At 31.8% G+C, this 15,778-nt stretch carries 12 protein-coding genes; 9 read left to right on the top strand and 3 right to left on the bottom strand.

The features are described from left to right. Window positions 1–356 precede the first annotated feature (356 nt). The 3 genes from uvrA to WC223_06685 all read left to right on the top strand — a co-directional run bounded on the left by uvrA (window position 357) and on the right by WC223_06685 (window position 4,777). A complete protein-coding gene (gene uvrA, locus WC223_06695; GenBank protein ID MFA6923926.1) occupies window positions 357–3,179 on the top strand; it encodes an excinuclease ABC subunit UvrA in 2,823 nt (940 codons plus the stop codon). A 56-nt stretch (window positions 3,180–3,235) separates the two neighbouring features. Then, window positions 3,236–4,228: a class II fructose-bisphosphate aldolase gene (locus WC223_06690; protein ID MFA6923925.1), complete on the top strand. Its 993-nt coding sequence runs from the start codon at window positions 3,236–3,238 to the stop codon at window positions 4,226–4,228. A gap of 84 nt (window positions 4,229–4,312) precedes the next feature. Further along, window positions 4,313–4,777 (top strand): Lrp/AsnC ligand binding domain-containing protein, encoded by a 465-nt coding sequence (locus tag WC223_06685; protein ID MFA6923924.1) that lies wholly within the window; start codon window positions 4,313–4,315, stop codon window positions 4,775–4,777. Between the two features lie 86 nt (window positions 4,778–4,863). Here WC223_06685 and WC223_06680 read toward each other — a convergent pair whose 3' ends face one another. Together WC223_06680 and WC223_06675 are read right to left on the bottom strand one after the other, a co-directional pair. Further along, window positions 4,864–6,618, bottom strand: coding sequence for a hypothetical protein (locus tag WC223_06680; GenBank protein ID MFA6923923.1), 1,755 nt, complete (start codon window positions 6,616–6,618; stop codon window positions 4,864–4,866). Between the two features lie 235 nt (window positions 6,619–6,853). Continuing rightward, complete coding sequence (locus tag WC223_06675) at window positions 6,854–7,426, bottom strand: superoxide dismutase (protein MFA6923922.1); 573 nt, start codon at window positions 7,424–7,426, stop codon at window positions 6,854–6,856. Window positions 7,427–7,515: 89 nt separating this feature from the next. On the opposite strand from WC223_06675, the gene WC223_06670 reads away from it, so the two are divergent. The 4 genes from WC223_06670 to WC223_06655 all read left to right on the top strand — a co-directional run bounded on the left by WC223_06670 (window position 7,516) and on the right by WC223_06655 (window position 11,848). Further along, the gene (locus tag WC223_06670) at window positions 7,516–7,710 is read left to right on the top strand and encodes a hypothetical protein (protein ID MFA6923921.1); all 195 of its coding nucleotides are present in this window, start codon (window positions 7,516–7,518) and stop codon (window positions 7,708–7,710) included. Between the two features lie 55 nt (window positions 7,711–7,765). After that, entirely contained in the window at window positions 7,766–8,956 is a 1,191-nt protein-coding gene (locus tag WC223_06665) for a saccharopine dehydrogenase family protein (protein ID MFA6923920.1), read from the top strand. A gap of 436 nt (window positions 8,957–9,392) precedes the next feature. Beyond that, window positions 9,393–10,313 (top strand): quinolinate synthase NadA, encoded by a 921-nt coding sequence (nadA, locus tag WC223_06660; GenBank protein ID MFA6923919.1) that lies wholly within the window; start codon window positions 9,393–9,395, stop codon window positions 10,311–10,313. Then, window positions 10,310–11,848, top strand: a complete 1,539-nt coding sequence (locus tag WC223_06655) for a hypothetical protein (GenBank protein MFA6923918.1) — start codon at window positions 10,310–10,312, stop codon at window positions 11,846–11,848. The genes nadA and WC223_06655 overlap by 4 nt, the downstream gene beginning before the upstream one ends. Before the next feature lie 27 nt (window positions 11,849–11,875). On the opposite strand, the gene WC223_06650 is transcribed toward WC223_06655, so the two are convergent. Further along, window positions 11,876–13,312, bottom strand: a complete 1,437-nt coding sequence (locus WC223_06650; GenBank protein MFA6923917.1) for a methylenetetrahydrofolate reductase C-terminal domain-containing protein — start codon at window positions 13,310–13,312, stop codon at window positions 11,876–11,878. Window positions 13,313–13,448: 136 nt separating this feature from the next. Here WC223_06650 and ybeY point away from each other — a divergent pair, with 136 nt between their 5' ends. Further along, window positions 13,449–13,889, top strand: a complete 441-nt coding sequence (gene ybeY, locus WC223_06645) for an rRNA maturation RNase YbeY (GenBank protein MFA6923916.1) — start codon at window positions 13,449–13,451, stop codon at window positions 13,887–13,889. After that, window positions 13,886–15,757, top strand: coding sequence for a tRNA uridine-5-carboxymethylaminomethyl(34) synthesis enzyme MnmG (gene mnmG / locus WC223_06640; GenBank protein ID MFA6923915.1), 1,872 nt, complete (start codon window positions 13,886–13,888; stop codon window positions 15,755–15,757). Before ybeY ends, mnmG begins: the two co-directional genes overlap by 4 nt. Window positions 15,758–15,778: the final 21 nt, after the last annotated feature.

Genomic DNA, 15,778 nt, shown 5'->3' with positions numbered 1-15,778 from the left:
CTCCTAAATTTTTAAGGTTAGTATAAATCTATATGAAATTATAGTATTTCAATTTACAAATATAGAGTGAAAAAAGATAATTTCCAAATTTATTTTTATTAATTTCGCAATATTCATAATTAGTGGCTGCAAGAAAACCGCCGAATTATGATTTTCAATGGCTTTTTACCCTTAATCCCTAAAGGGAAGCCATTGAAAATCAGCCACCCTTTAGGGTTGGGGCAAAAGCTGATTTTCAAAAACAGGTGTTTTCTTGCTGACTCTAATTATATTTTACGAATATTCTACAAACGGCTTAGAACTTAACTTTTACTGAAATAAAATTGTTAAATTGTTGTTTTTATTATTAAACATTGATGCAGATTTCAGAGAATATTGATACAAAAAAATTTATTTTTGTAAAGGGAGCAAGAGTACACAATCTCAAAAATGTAGATGTTATCATTCCGCGTAATAAACTTATTGTCATCACTGGCTTATCGGGTTCGGGAAAATCATCGCTTGCTTTCGATACAATTTTTGCCGAAGGTCAAAGACGCTATGTTGAAAGCTTGTCTTCTTATGCACGACAGTTTGTTTGGAGAATGGATAAACCCGATGTTGATTTTATAAAAGGCATTTCGCCGGCAATTGCAATAGAACAAAAATCAAATACAAAAAATCCGAGAGCAACTGTCGGTACAACAACTGAAATATATGAATACCTTAAACTTTTATTCGCAAGAATAGGAAAAACATATTCACCCGTTTCGGAACAACAAGTGAAGCGACATTCGGTGGATGATGTTACTGAATTTATTATTTCTTTAAACGGAAATTTTAAAGTTTTTATTTATTCCCCTTTAATTATTAAAGAAAACAGAACTTTGAAACAACAGTTGCAAATTCTTTATCAACAAGGATTTTCAAAGATACGATTTGACAATGATTCTTTTTCAATAAATACTCTTATTGAAAATTATAATCATTCGTTTGAAAAAAAGAATGGCTTTATAATAATTGACAGAATTGCAATAAAGCATGATATTGCTCAAGATAGAAGCAGAATTGCCGATTCACTTCAAACGGCTTTTTACGAAGGCGAAGGAAGCTGCATGGTTGAAGTCGTTGATGAAAAAGAAATTGCTAAAGAATATTTTTTCTCAAATAAATTTGAACTCGATGGAATTTCTTTTGAAGAACCTACACCTGATTTTTTTAGTTTCAATAATCCTTTTGGTGCCTGTAAAACCTGTGAGGGATTCGGAAAGGTCATGGGAATTGATGAAGACCTCGTTATCCCGAATAAATCGCTTTCAATTTTTGAAGATGCTGTTGCTTGCTGGAAAGGTGAAAAATTAAGCGAGTTTAAAGATTTACTCGTTATGAATGCTTACAAATTCAACTTTCCCATTCATAAACCATATTATGAACTTACCGATAAACAGAAAAAAATCCTTTGGAACGGGAATGAACATTTTCATGGAATAAATGATTTTTTCAAATATATAGAAGAACAAACATATAAAATTCAATACCGCGTGTTGCTTTCACGTTTTCGTGGAAAAACCGATTGTCCCGACTGCCACGGAACACGATTGAGAAAAGATGCTAACTATGTTAAAATAGCAAATAAATCCATTTCTGAAATTATTACAATTCCTGTAAAAGACAGTCATGTTTTTTTAAATTCATTAAAATTAAATGAACATGACAGCAAAGTGGCAAAAAGAATTTTGCTGGAAATTACAAATCGTTTGGAATATATGAACGAAGTTGGTTTAGGGTATTTAACACTAAACCGACTTACTTCAAGTTTATCGGGAGGTGAATTTCAGAGAATGCGTCTTGCAACCTGCATCGGAAGTAATCTTGTGGGTTCGATGTATATTCTGGATGAACCGAGTATAGGGCTGCACAGCAGAGATACTGAGCAATTGATAAATGTTCTGCGAAAACTCCAAACTAATGGAAACACTGTTATTATTGTTGAGCATGACGAAAAAATTATTCGTTCAGCGGATTATATAATTGATATCGGGCTGTTCGCAGGCAAAAACGGTGGAGAAATTATTTTTCAGGGAGAAAATAAGGACTTAATAAAAAATAAAACAAGCATCACTTCAAAATATCTGAATAAGGAACTGCAGATAAAAACACCTAAAAAACGACGTGAATGGAAGGAGTATTTAGAAATTAAAGGAGCAAAAGAAAACAATCTTAAAAATATCAATGTAAAATTTCCCTTAAATGTTTTGACAGTAATAACAGGTGTCAGCGGCTCGGGAAAGTCATCACTCGTTAAAAATATTTTATATCCTTCGCTTTGTAAAGCTTATCAAAAGAACTCCGAAAAGCCCGGAAAATATGATAAATTAGATGGAGATATAAATTATCTAAGCAACGTGGAATTTGTTGACCAGAATCCGATTGGCAGGTCGTCGCGTTCCAATCCCGTAACTTATGTAAAAGTATTTGATGATATACGGCTTTTGTTTTCGAACCAGCAATTATCGAAATTACGCGGATATACTCCCGGGTATTTTTCCTTTAATGTTCCGGGAGGTCGCTGTGATGAATGTAGTGGCGATGGCGAAGTAGTGATAGAAATGCAGTTTATGGCTGATATACATTTAACCTGTGATGTTTGTAGAGGGAAACGATATAAAGATGAAATTCTTGAAGTAAAATATAAAGGAAATGATATTAATGATATTCTCAACATGACTGTTGACGAGGCAATAGAACTATTTGGTGCTAGCGAAGAAAATAATTTTATTGAAAAAAAAATCGTGGAAAAATTAAAACCGTTTTCTGAAATAGGCATGGGATATGTTCATCTTGGGCAGTCATCAAGCACTTTGAGCGGAGGTGAAGCACAAAGAATAAAACTTAGTTATTTTATCGGACAAAGAAATACTGCAAATAAAACACTATTTATTTTTGATGAGCCCACAACCGGCTTGCATTTTCACGATATCAACAAATTGCTTATTGCTTTTAATTCTTTATTAAGTCAAGGTCATTCAATTATTGTTATTGAGCATAATCCCGAAGTTATTAAATGCGCCGACTGGATTATAGATTTGGGACCGGAAGGCGGCGATAATGGCGGAAATATTGTTTTTGAAGGTAAACCTGAAGATTTGGTAAAATGTAAAAACTCATATACAGGGAAAAATTTAAATGAAAATTTTTAAACTATTTTTTTTACAAAATAATTTATATTGTTAATTTTACAAAAAAACTTAAAACTATGATTCATTATAAAGAAATCGGACTTGTAAACTCAAAAGAATTGTTCCAAAAAGCAATAACAGGCAAATATGCAATTCCTGCTTTTAATTTCAATAACATGGAACAGTTGCAGGCAATAATAATGGCTTGCGTAGAAACAAAATCTCCAGTTATTTTGCAAGTATCAAGCGGAGCAAGAAAATATGCAAATCAAACTTTGTTGCAATATATGGCTCAGGGAGCTGTTGAATATGGGAAAGAGCTGGGATTTTCTGTTCCTATAGTTTTACATCTTGACCATGGAGATACTTTTGAATTATGCAAATCATGTATTGAATATGGTTTTTCTTCTGTAATGATTGACGGTTCTCATCATCCTTATGAAAAAAATGTAGAATTAACCAAACAGGTTGTTGAATATGCACATAAATATGATGTAACCGTTGAAGGTGAACTTGGTGTTTTGTCAGGTATTGAAGATGATGTAGAAGCAGCAAAATCAATATACACACAACCCGAACAGGTTGAAGATTTTGTTAAAAAAACAAATGTTGATTCACTTGCAATTTCCATAGGCACATCTCACGGAGCTACTAAATTCAAGCCGGAACAATGCACACGCAATGCCGATGGCGTTCTTATACCACCGCCATTACGTTTCGACATTCTTGAAGAAGTTGAAAAAAGAATTCCCGGATTTCCGATTGTACTGCATGGAGCTTCATCAGTACCAGCTGATATTGTGAAAACAATTAACGCAAACGGGGGTAAATTAAAAGATGCTGTCGGTATTCCCGAAGAACAACTCCGAAGAGCTGCAACTTCATCGGTTTGCAAAATAAACATTGATTCCGATGGTCGTCTGGCTGTTACAGCAGCAATACGCAAAGTATTCGTTGACAGTCCCGGTGAATTTGACCCGAGAAAATATCTTGGTCCTGCTAGAGAGCAACTAAAAGAACTTTATAAGCATAAAATTACAAATGTTTTGGGAAGTGTTGGAAAAGCTTAAAAAAATTATAATAAAAAAAGTTAGTTTTCAGTTAAAATGTTATTTATATTTGTGTAGAATTTTTAATTTATAATTAAAAAACGTATGAGTGAAAAATATCAAATTGACAGCACCGATAAGAAAATTTTATCCTTATTAATGAATAATGCACGAACGCCTTTTCTTGAAGTAGCAAGAGAATGTGGCCTTTCAGGTGCTGCAATTCATCAAAGAGTTCAGAAGCTTGAAGATGCCGGATATATTTCCGGTTCACATTTTACAGTTAATCCAATAGTTGCAGGATTAACTACTTGTGCATTTATTGGAATTTTTCTTGAAAAACCAACTTTTTATAAATCTGCAGTTGAGGAATTGAAAAAAATTCCTGAAGTTACTGAGTGTCATTACACAACCGGTGATTTTTCTACATTTGTTAAAATTTATTGCAAAGACAATGCCGATTTAACAAACATTTTAATAAATAAAATTCAACCCATTCAGGGAGTTGCAAGAACCGAAACTTATGTTTCGTTAGAACAAGCAATAGACAGACATATACCCATATTTTAACCCGAACAATTCAGATACTTAAGCATAACCAAAAATAAAGGGCTACTTTTAAAAAAGCAACCCTTTAAATTTTTATTATTTATTTATTATTTCACAGCATCCTGAAATTGCGAATTGCTGAAGAATTTTAAGAATTCTCTGTCGTCTTTCGCTTGTGCTTTATATTTGCCATCTAATTGAACAGCTTTTGTAAGTCCTTCTGTTAACATACCTACATTATTTGTTCTTGCTCCAACTACTGCCATTAAATAATAAGAATATGCTGTTTTCTCCTTTATGCAGTCAATAGTAGTTGTAGCTGATGCATTATCTTTTGAAAGCAATTGTGCAAGTGCAAGATTATAGTTGCAAGTAATACCGGAGAACGAAGCTAATGCTCCTGCATAATCACCTTTTCTAAGATTAATTATTCCAATATTATATCCTGCATTTTGTCCGTTCTGCTGTGCAGTTTCAAAAAGTGTTTTTGCATTATCATAATCTTTTTTCATTGCTGCGATAACTCCCTGATTATTCAAAACCATTCCGTTATTTGGTGACAACGTGTTTGCTTTTTCAAGTAATGTTGTTGCTTCGTCAAGATTATTTGATTTTATATCAATGTATGCAGCATTGTTGTATCCTCTCCAATCTTGAGGATAAACGGTAGTTGCTGATTTGTAAATTTTTAGTTTAATATTTGCATCATTAGTTAAAGTAGCTGCATAAAGCAATTCTTCAAGTTTCAGTGAATCGGGTTTTGTTGTTGAAAGTGCTGCTATTTGTTCATCGGTTCTTGATGGTTTCAGTGAATTAACTTTTATTTCAGCTCTTCTAAGTCCTGGTAAAATATCGTCTTCTACTTCTTTATAAACAACAACCATTTTGTTTATTTCCTGTTGACGTTTTGTAACATCATTTTGAGCATTGATAACGTTAAGAATTACGCTTTTATCCTTAAAAGTGGATTTATCAAGTTCTGCAACAAATCCTTTCCAGTCCTCGCCATTGGCTTTTACATCATATTGTGTAGAATCTTTAATGGGTTTGGCTTTTTTATCTTTTGCTTTTGCTATTTTGTTGGTTTCTTCATCAATATATTTTTTCAACATATTCTGAGCTGCTTTTGCTCTGTCAGCAGAAAGATTCTGGTTGAAATTTATTTCTCCTTCAGGTGAAGCCCAAGCATTTATTTCTATACCTTTTTTCTTCCATCCATTTACTGAGAATTCTTTCAGTGCATTCAATAAATCTGCATTTTCTTTCTTTTTATTATTAGGAAGTTTCATGTCAATTTTTGACTCTGCGAAAGGAAAATATAAATTTGCAGTATTTGTTACAAGTTCTTCTTTCTGGAATTTATGGTCTGCTGCATTTGATATATAATCTTCATTAATCCTTTCAGAAGTATAAATCACCCCGTCGGCAAGTTTTCTATCTCCCAGAGGAACTTCTTTTTTTAATTTCGCTTTTGCATTAACCCTTAATTCCGATTTGTTCATTTCGGGTTTGTATGCAACAATATCGGTATAACTGAATGACCCGCCATCAGTGTATTTAATAACAGTACCGTCTCCTTTGGCTTTTTCGCCCTGAAGAGTAAGAGTTTTTAAAGCAACTTCTCCGCCGTCATACTTTATTACGGGTGTAAAATCAACAATTGCTTTTTTGTGGAAATATTTCGGTGGAATTGTGCCGTTCACTGTAACAGAAATTTTTCCTCCATTGGTTTCAAGAACTTCGGGAGTAACTTCATATTTAACAGTCGGGTACTTTTTTACCATTTTTCCAAGTCCACAACTTGCAACAATTAAAGCAACTACAATCATAGCTGCTAATGATTTTAAATTCATTTTTCTCATAGGATTATACAATTATTTATGTTATTATTTTTTTTTAACTGACACAAATATATAAAATCTTAAATAAAACAAACAAAATAATATTTTTTTTTGATTTATTTTTTCGATTTTTCGGTTGTATCTATTGAGTATTCAAACGTTGGGTTGCAATTACATTTTTTTTAACAAGATATTAACTTTTTGTACTCGTTAATAAAACATAAATGTAATGTTTTCATCAAACCGGTTTTTTAGTTTAAATCCTTTTTTCAACTGCTTTCCAATTTATTATATCAAAAAAAGAATTTGCATAATCGGGGCGGCGATTTTGATAATCCAGATAATAAGCATGTTCCCATACATCGCAGGTTAATAATGGTGTTAATCCATTTCTCAGCGGATTCCCCGCATTGCTTTCCTGAATTATTTCAAGTTTGCCATCCTGTCTTTTTACAAGCCATACCCAGCCTGAGCCAAATAACGTTGTTGCTGCATTTATAAATTTTTCCTTAAATGTATCAAACGAACCAAAATTTTTATTGATATGTTCAATAAGTTTTTCAGATGGTTTTTCAAAATCGGATGTAATACTTTCCCAATAGAAAGTGTGATTCCACACTTGTGCACCATTATTAAATATTCCTCCGTTTGCTTTTTTTATTATTTCTTCAAGCGTGGAATTTTCAAATTCGGTGCCTGCAATAAGTTTATTTAAATTATTCACATACGTTCTATGATGCTTTCCGTAATGGAAGTCAATGGTTCTGCTTGAAATAATAGGTTCAAAAACATTATTTTCAAAAGGAAGTTCCGGTAATTCGAATATCATATTTTAAAATTTTTATTATTTATTTGTTCAAATATACATATTTTTGTTTCCAATAAATAATTTTATTAAAAAACCTAAAAAATATGTTAATGAAAAAAATAATTTTAAGTTTATCTATCTTGTCAATGTTATGTGTGGTTTCATGTGGAGGTAATAAAGAAAAAACAGATGAAAAAAAAGTTCAGAAAAATGCCGATTCTTCTGCTGATGCACTCACTAACTCTTTAAACAATCAATTATCGGATACAACTAAAAATAATACGGAAAAAGAACAAAATAAATAAAATTTTTAATTTAATTATTCTATAATGTTTTGTATAAACTAAACACTGAAGCAAAATGAGTAAAGTATTGATAATAGGCGCCGGCGGCGTAGGAAAAGTTGTTGCTTACAAATGTGCATCTATTCCTGAAGTTTTTTCGGAAATTCTTCTGGCAAGCAGAACACTTTCCAAATGCCAGAATATTGCAACTGAAATCGGAGGCAATAAAATAAAAACCGCAAAAGTTGATGCCGACAATGTTCCTGAACTTGCCGCACTAATTAATAAATTTAAACCCGATATTGTAATTAATGTTGCATTACCTTATCAAGACCTTACAATAATGGATGCATGTTTGCAAACCGGTGTTAATTATCTTGACACGGCTAACTACGAACCTAAAGATGTTGCTAAATTTGAATACAAGTGGCAATGGGCTTACAACGATAAATTCAAAGAAGCAGGCTTAGTTGCAATTCTCGGATGCGGCTTCGACCCGGGAGTAACAGGAGTTTTTACTGCCTACGCAAAAAAACATCATTTTGACGAACTTCACTATCTTGATATTGTTGATTGCAATGCCGGCGACCATGGAAAATCTTTTGCAACAAATTTTAATCCCGAAATAAATATCAGAGAAATTACTCAGCGCGGTAAATACTGGGAAAAAGATAAATGGATTGAAACTGAACCTCTCGAAATTCATAAACCTATCGATTATCCTGAAATAGGTCCGAAAGAATCTTATTTGTTATTTCACGAAGAATTGGAATCAATTGTAAAAAATTTTCCTACTTTAAAAAGAGCACGTTTCTGGATGACATTTTCTCAGAATTATATTAATCATCTCAGAGTACTCGAAAATGTTGGCATAACAAGTATAAAACCTGTTATCTATAATGGAATGGAAATAGTTCCGCTTCAATTTCTTAAAGCTCTTTTGCCCGAACCTTCTTCTCTTGGCGAAAATTATAAAGGTAAAACTTCCATCGGCTGTATTATTAAAGGAATTAAAGAAGGGAAAGAAAAAAAATATTTCATCTACAACAACTGCGACCATGCAGAATGTTACAAAGAAACCAAATCACAGGCAATATCTTACACTACAGGTGTTCCTGCAATGACAGGTGCTATGATGTATCTTACCGGAAAATGGCAGGGTAAAGGTGTTTTAAATACTGAAAACTTCGACCCCGACCCATTTTTAGATGCTCTTAATAAACACGGTTTGCCATGGCACGAAAAATTCGACGTGGAATTATCTTAGCAAATCATTGGTAATAGTACTGTTTCAACAGTTACTAACACTTTATCATTTTAAAAGTTACTTTATGGTGATAACTTTTAAAAACTATTCACTTATTAACAGTTTTTAATTTCTCTTAATAAAAAATTAAAGCAAACTATTTAATCTTATCATTTTTTACATCAAATTTTTTATTGGTTTATTAACATTAAATTTATAATTTTATTTTTTATTTTATAAACAAAATTTATATAAACATAATGTTAATAAATAGTAAAAATCCTCTTTTTTCAATACTTTTGAATGTTTATAAAACATATAAATTGTTATTAAAAAATGATAAGATTAAAAAACAAATTTTATAATGATTATTTTCAAACACAATTAACAAGCATTATTATTGTTTTATTATTTACTAAATATAAAAATATAAGATTAATATTTCTTAATAACTTTTATGATTGACGAAATTAAAAGATTGCGAAAAGAAAAAAATGCAGTAATTTTGGCTCATTATTATCAGGAATCCGAAATACAGGACATAGCCGATTTTATAGGAGATAGTTTAACACTATCGCAGCAAGCTGCAAAAACAAATGCAGATATAATTGTTTTTGCAGGAGTAAATTTTATGGCGGAAGTAGCAAAAATTTTAAATCCATTTAAAAAAGTTTTGATACCTGATACAGAAGCGGGATGCTCATTATCTGATTTGTGTAAAAAAGAAGATTTTATAATTTTTTTAAATAAATATCCGGAACATAAAGTGATAAGTTATATAAATTGCAGTACCGAAATAAAAGCTTTATCAGATGTTATATGCACTTCATCAAATGCTGTTTCGATAGTTGAAAGTTTTCCTAAAAATGAAAAAATAATTTTTGCACCCGATAAAAATCTTGGCGCTTATGTAAACAATATTACCGGAAGAAATATGGTGCTTTGGGATGGCTCATGCATTGTTCATGAAATTTATTCATTAGAAAAAATAATGAAACTTAAAATAGAAAATCCAGATGCTAAATTGATAGCTCATCCCGAATGTAGAGAACCTCTTTTAAAAATAGCCGATTTTATTGGCTCTACAACTTCTTTATTGAATTATACAATAAAAAATGATAGTAAGAAGTTTATAGTAGCAACCGAAACAGGAATTATACATCAGATGAAAAAAGAATCACCTGATAAAATATTTATATCTGCACCGGTTGATGACAGCGAATGTGCTTGCGGCGAATGTAAATTTATGAGATTAAATACACTTGAAAAATTATATTTATGTTTACAAAACGAAAAACCTGAGATAATTATTGATGAAGAATTAAGAATTAAAGCAGAAATACCGATTCGCAGAATGCTTAAAATATCCGGTAAATGATAAGAAAATTAATTTTAATATTATTAATATTAAAAGCTTTGATAATTACCGCTCAGAATGATACAAGCGGATTAAAAGTATTTTATTATCCGAGCGGGAAAAAATCAAGTGAAGGATTTTTGGTTGGAGGAAAGCCAGATGGATATTGGAAAACATATTATGAAAATAGTGTTATAAAATCTGAAGGAAATAGAAAAGATTTTCAACTTGACGGATTATGGAAATTTTATGACGAAAAAGGAAATATATCATTAAGTTTAAATTACAAAGAAGATAAGAAAAACGGTTTCAAAACAACTTATTTTGAAAATCAAAAAACAGAAGAAAATTATGTGAACGACAAAAAAAGTGGAGTAACAAATTATTATGTAAACCAACGACTCTTAAAAACAATAAATTTTATTGATGGTGTTGAAAATGGAATATCAAAGGAATTTGATGAATCGGGAAATGTAAAAACCATAACAGAATATAGCGGAGGTTTCATTGTTAGTCAGGAAGAAATAAACAGAAGAGACGATAAAGGAATGAAAACAGATAAATGGCAGTTCTATTACGATAATGGTAATGTTAAAATAGAATGTTTTTATAAAAATGATTTAAAGAACGGCATATATAAAGAGTTTGCGGAAAACGGAAATTTACTGAAAATAGAAAAATATCAAAATGACAGTTTGCTGATTAATGTTACAGAAGTAGCAAAAACAGAAATAAAAAAAGAATATTATTCAAACGGGCATGTAAAAAAAATGATTACTTATAGATATAATACTCCCGAAGGAATAAGCCGCGAATATTCAGAAGACGGAAAAATAATCGGCTCAAAAATTTATAAAGACGGAAAGATAATTGGCAGTGGTATTGTTGAAGAAGACGGCTTAAAACAAGGATATTGGTACGAATATTACGAAACAGGCGAAGTAAAAGGAGAAGGCGAATACGATATGGGTAAAAAATCAGGAGTATGGAAATTTTACTTTAGAAACGGAAAACCGGAGCAAACAGGAGAATATACGTCTATCGGAAAACTTACAGGCAAATGGAATTGGTATTATCCAAGCGGAAATCTCTTACGAGAAGAAATTTTTGAAAACGGAAAAGAAGAAGGATTAATGAAAGAATACAGCGACTCAGGTAAAGTAATTGCCGAAGGAAGTTACAGTGACGGCAAAAAAGATGGAATGTGGAGTTATGATATAGGCGATTATATCGAAACAGGTGTTTACAAAGAAGGATTAAAGTTTGGCGAATGGAAAGGTACATTTAAAAGCAACGGAACTATAGCTTTTACAGGCAGCTTCATTGACGGCTTTCCCGATGGGGAACATTATTATTATTACGATAATGGAACAATAAAAGAAAGAGGAAATTTCAGTATGGGTAAAAAAAACGGAGATTGGGTAAAATATTATGACGACGGAACTATTGTTCTTAAAATAACTTATGAAAACGGTGTGGAAGTAAAATATAACGGAGTTAAAATTACTCCTGAATTTGATAAAAAAAATTTTCAGACAATTGAAAATAAGGATTAACTTTCATTACTAATTTTAATTTTTCATTCAACTCAATCCAGCTTCAGTCAATATTTTTGGAACCATTGTTTCCCAGCCGATTGCCATAATATGAAAACCATCAACTATTTTTCTTGCTTTTATTTCTTTCATAAGCTCTACGGTTATTGCAATGCCTTCTTCTTCTCCTTTATCGCCGGCATTTTCCATACGTTTCAGATATTTTTCGGGAATTGTAACTCCGGGAACATTGTTATGAAGATACATTGCCATCTTATAGCTTCTCAAAGGAGTTATTCCAGCGAGTATATAAACTTTATTTCTAATTCCTCTTTTTGTTAATTCATTTACCCATGTTTCAAGACCATCTGGGTTGTAAATAATATTTGTCTGGAAAAACTGAGCACCCGCATCAATCTTTTTATGTTCTCTGATTGCCTGAAATTTCGGCTCAGAAGCAAAAGGTGATGCTGCTGCTCCAAGAAAGAATTTTGGCGGAAATTTTATTTGTTTTCCGTGCAAATAAATTCCCTCATCCCGCATTCTTCTGAGTATCCAGAGCATCTGTATCGAATCCAAATCAACAATATTCATGTTTCCTTTTGGGGCTGCACCTTGTTTCGCACTATCGCCGGTTAAACATAAAATATTTTTTATACCTAAAGCGTTTGCACCAATAGCAAGCGACTGAAACGAACTTCTTGTTGCATCGCGGGCGGCGATTTGCAGTACCGGCTCTGCACCGCAATCAATGGCAATTTTGCAGCACGCAATGCTCGACATGCTTGGTGTTGCAGATGAAGAATCGGTGAAATTAACTGATGTTACGAATGGCTTTAAAAGCTGAATCTCTTTTGTAAGTTTATTTGTTGAAATGCTTATTGGAGGAGTTACTTCTGATGTAACTACAAACTTTCCTGCTTTTAATTGTTGTTCCAATTCCGAAGCCGACTCATCATATTTCGGAGCATGATATTCCGAGTCGCCTTTCCACCATTCGGGTTGACGTATAGTCCTGAAAACAGCATCCCACATATTTTTTTTCTTTTCAATATCTTTGGAAAAAAATACAGATGAAATAAATTTACTTGTCCCAAATTGCTTGATTTTTGAAAAAACTTCACCCCATGTTTCCGTCCCAACTTTTTCCCAATCAAGAGGGGGAAGAACTTCCAGCAGCTTATCCTCACGGTTCATTTTAAATGCTCTCTCATAAATTTTATACCAGATACATGGACGTGTTTCGTCAACATAACAGGATTTTGCAGAAGATCCGCCGCAAGGACCATTTCTCATACCTTTTGGACATTCCATTGGGCAGATAAAAGCTGTTTCTTGCAACAAGCAATTGCCGCACATTCTGCAGCCGAAAAGAACTCCTTTTATTTTTCTTTCGGTAAAAGCAAGAAATCTTCTTCCTTTGGTTTCTTTTTTAAAAGGATAAAATGGTGGCTGCCAACGACGCCCGGGTGTAAATAATGACATTTCTGTAAATTTGTTTTATTTATAAATTAAGCAAATATAATTTTTATTTTTTAAATATAATTAACTCTTATAATTATGTACTTTTTGAATATAAACAAAAACGTAATAATTAAACTTAAAATTGTAATTTTGCAAAATGGAATTGAGCTTAAATTTTTATAATGAGGATAGTAATTTTAGAATAAAAGACAGAAATGTCCTTAAAGAATATTTTGAAAAAATATTTTCAAAAGAAAAACCTGTTAATGGAAATGTGAATTTTATTTTCTGTTCCGATAAATACTTAATGAACCTGAATACAAGATTTCTTAAACACAAGACCCTTACCGATATTATTACTTTTGAAAATTATTGTGGAAAGAATAATCTCGTAGCAGATATATATATTAGTATTGAAAGAGTAAAGGAAAATGCAAAAAAATATAAAGTATTTTTTGAAAAAGAATTATATAGAGTAATGATACACGGAATTCTTCATATTGTTGGATACAAAGACAAAACAAGAAAAGACAAAACAATAATGACAAGAAAAGAAAATATCTATTTAAAAATGTTTCACGTGAAACGAAAAAAATGAAATATGATTTTGATGTAATAGTAGTTGGTGGAGGACACGCCGGATGCGAAGCTGCGGCTGCTGCTGCAAATCTTGGCTCAAATACACTTTTAATTTCAATGAATCTTACAAATCTTGCCCAAATGTCGTGTAATCCGGCAATGGGTGGAATTGCAAAGGGACAAATAGTGAGAGAAATTGATGCTCTTGGCGGATATTCGGGAATTGTAACCGACAGAACAATGATACAATTCAGAATGTTAAATAAATCAAAAGGACCGGCAATGTGGAGCCCGAGAGCACAAAGCGACAGAGTATTATTTTCGATAGAATGGCGGAAAATTCTTGAAAATATTTCTACCCTTTTTATGAGACAGGATACTGCAACAAATTTATTAATAAAAAACGATAAAGTAATTGGAATAAAAACACTCACAGGTAAAGAAATTTTAGCTAAAACAATCATACTTACAACAGGAACATTTTTAAACGGAAAAATATTTGTTGGAGAAAATAATTTTTCGGGTGGAAGAATAGGAGAAATAAGTTCTATTGGGTTGACACAACAACTTAATAAAATAGGACTGAAAAGTGACAGAATGAAAACAGGAACATCACCAAGAATTGATGGGCGCTCTATTGATTTTGAAAAAATGATTGAACAAAAAGGTGATGAAAACCCAAAGAAATTTTCTTTTATAGAAACACCCGAACTTAAAAAACAAAGAAGTTGTTATCTGGTTTATACAAATGATGAAGTACATGATATTTTACGGAAAGGTTTTGATAAATCACCTTTGTTTTCAGGTAGAATAAAAGGAAAAGGACCAAGATATTGTCCGTCAATTGAAGATAAAATTGAAAGATTTTCTGATAAAAACAGGCACCAGTTATTTGTCGAACCCGAAGGATGGACAACAAATGAATATTATTTAAACGGGTTTTCATCTTCCCTTCCTGAAGAAATACAATATGAAGCGTTAAAAAAAATAAAAGGATTTAGTAATGTTAGTATATTTCGCCCGGGATATGCTATAGAATATGACTTTTTCCCTCCAACCCAACTGGATTTAACTCTCGAAACAAAAAAAATAGAAAATCTTTATTTTGCAGGGCAAATTAACGGAACAACAGGATATGAAGAAGCAGCTTGCCAGGGGTTAATGGCTGGAATAAATGCACATAGAAAAATAAAGAACCTATCTCCTTTTATTTTAAAAAGAGCTGATGCATACATAGGGGTTTTGATAGATGATTTAGTTACAAAAGGAACGGATGAACCATACCGAATGTTTACTTCGAGAGCCGAATACAGAATATTGCTTCGTCAGGATAACGCTGATATAAGATTAACACCAATGGGTTATGAAATAGGTTTAATAGAAGAAAAAAGAAAAAAAGCTCTTGAACGAAAAACTAAAGAAATAAATTCTGTAATTGAGTATCTTGGAAAAACAAGCATTGAGCCAGTTCAAATTAACAAGATATTAACAAAACTTAAAACACAAAATATTCAACAAAAAACAAAAATCAGAAATTTGATTTCACGTCCCCAAATTTCGATTTTTGACTTAATTAATAATGTAAAATCCATTAAGGATTTTTTTAATAAAATTAAATCAGAAAAAAATGAAATTGCTGAAGAAGCCGAAATATTAATAAAATATGAAGGATATATTGAAAAGGAAAAGGAAATTGTAAATAAACTAAGCAAATTTGAAAATATAGAATTAAGAAAAGATTTTGATTATGCTTCAATAAAATCTATATCGTCTGAAGCAAGAGAGAAATTAATTAAAATAAAACCAAGAACAATTGGACAAGCATCAAGAATTAGCGGGGTTTCACCTGCTGATATTTCGGTGTTGATGATTTATTTTGGAAAATAAAAAGTAACTGTTTCACGTGAA

The organism is Bacteroidales bacterium, from assembly GCA_041671145.1.
In the GTDB taxonomy this organism is placed as follows: Bacteria; Bacteroidota; Bacteroidia; order Bacteroidales; family JAHJDW01; genus JAQUPB01.
This window is presented reverse-complemented; position numbering and strand designations above follow the sequence as displayed.

What these genes read in the sequence shown, in the direction of transcription:
- uvrA (MFA6923926.1), top strand. Translation starts at nt 357, where the DNA reads ATGCAGATTTCAGAGAATATTGATACAAAAAAATTTATTTTTGTAAAG.
- WC223_06690 (MFA6923925.1), top strand. Translation starts at nt 3,236, where the DNA reads ATGATTCATTATAAAGAAATCGGACTTGTAAACTCAAAAGAATTGTTC.
- WC223_06685 (MFA6923924.1), top strand. Translation starts at nt 4,313, where the DNA reads ATGAGTGAAAAATATCAAATTGACAGCACCGATAAGAAAATTTTATCC.
- WC223_06680 (MFA6923923.1), bottom strand. Translation starts at nt 6,618, where the DNA reads ATGAGAAAAATGAATTTAAAATCATTAGCAGCTATGATTGTAGTTGCT.
- WC223_06675 (MFA6923922.1), bottom strand. Translation starts at nt 7,426, where the DNA reads ATGATATTCGAATTACCGGAACTTCCTTTTGAAAATAATGTTTTTGAA.
- WC223_06670 (MFA6923921.1), top strand. Translation starts at nt 7,516, where the DNA reads ATGAAAAAAATAATTTTAAGTTTATCTATCTTGTCAATGTTATGTGTG.
- WC223_06665 (MFA6923920.1), top strand. Translation starts at nt 7,766, where the DNA reads ATGAGTAAAGTATTGATAATAGGCGCCGGCGGCGTAGGAAAAGTTGTT.
- nadA (MFA6923919.1), top strand. Translation starts at nt 9,393, where the DNA reads ATGATTGACGAAATTAAAAGATTGCGAAAAGAAAAAAATGCAGTAATT.
- WC223_06655 (MFA6923918.1), top strand. Translation starts at nt 10,310, where the DNA reads ATGATAAGAAAATTAATTTTAATATTATTAATATTAAAAGCTTTGATA.
- WC223_06650 (MFA6923917.1), bottom strand. Translation starts at nt 13,312, where the DNA reads ATGTCATTATTTACACCCGGGCGTCGTTGGCAGCCACCATTTTATCCT.
- ybeY (MFA6923916.1), top strand. Translation starts at nt 13,449, where the DNA reads ATGGAATTGAGCTTAAATTTTTATAATGAGGATAGTAATTTTAGAATA.
- mnmG (MFA6923915.1), top strand. Translation starts at nt 13,886, where the DNA reads ATGAAATATGATTTTGATGTAATAGTAGTTGGTGGAGGACACGCCGGA.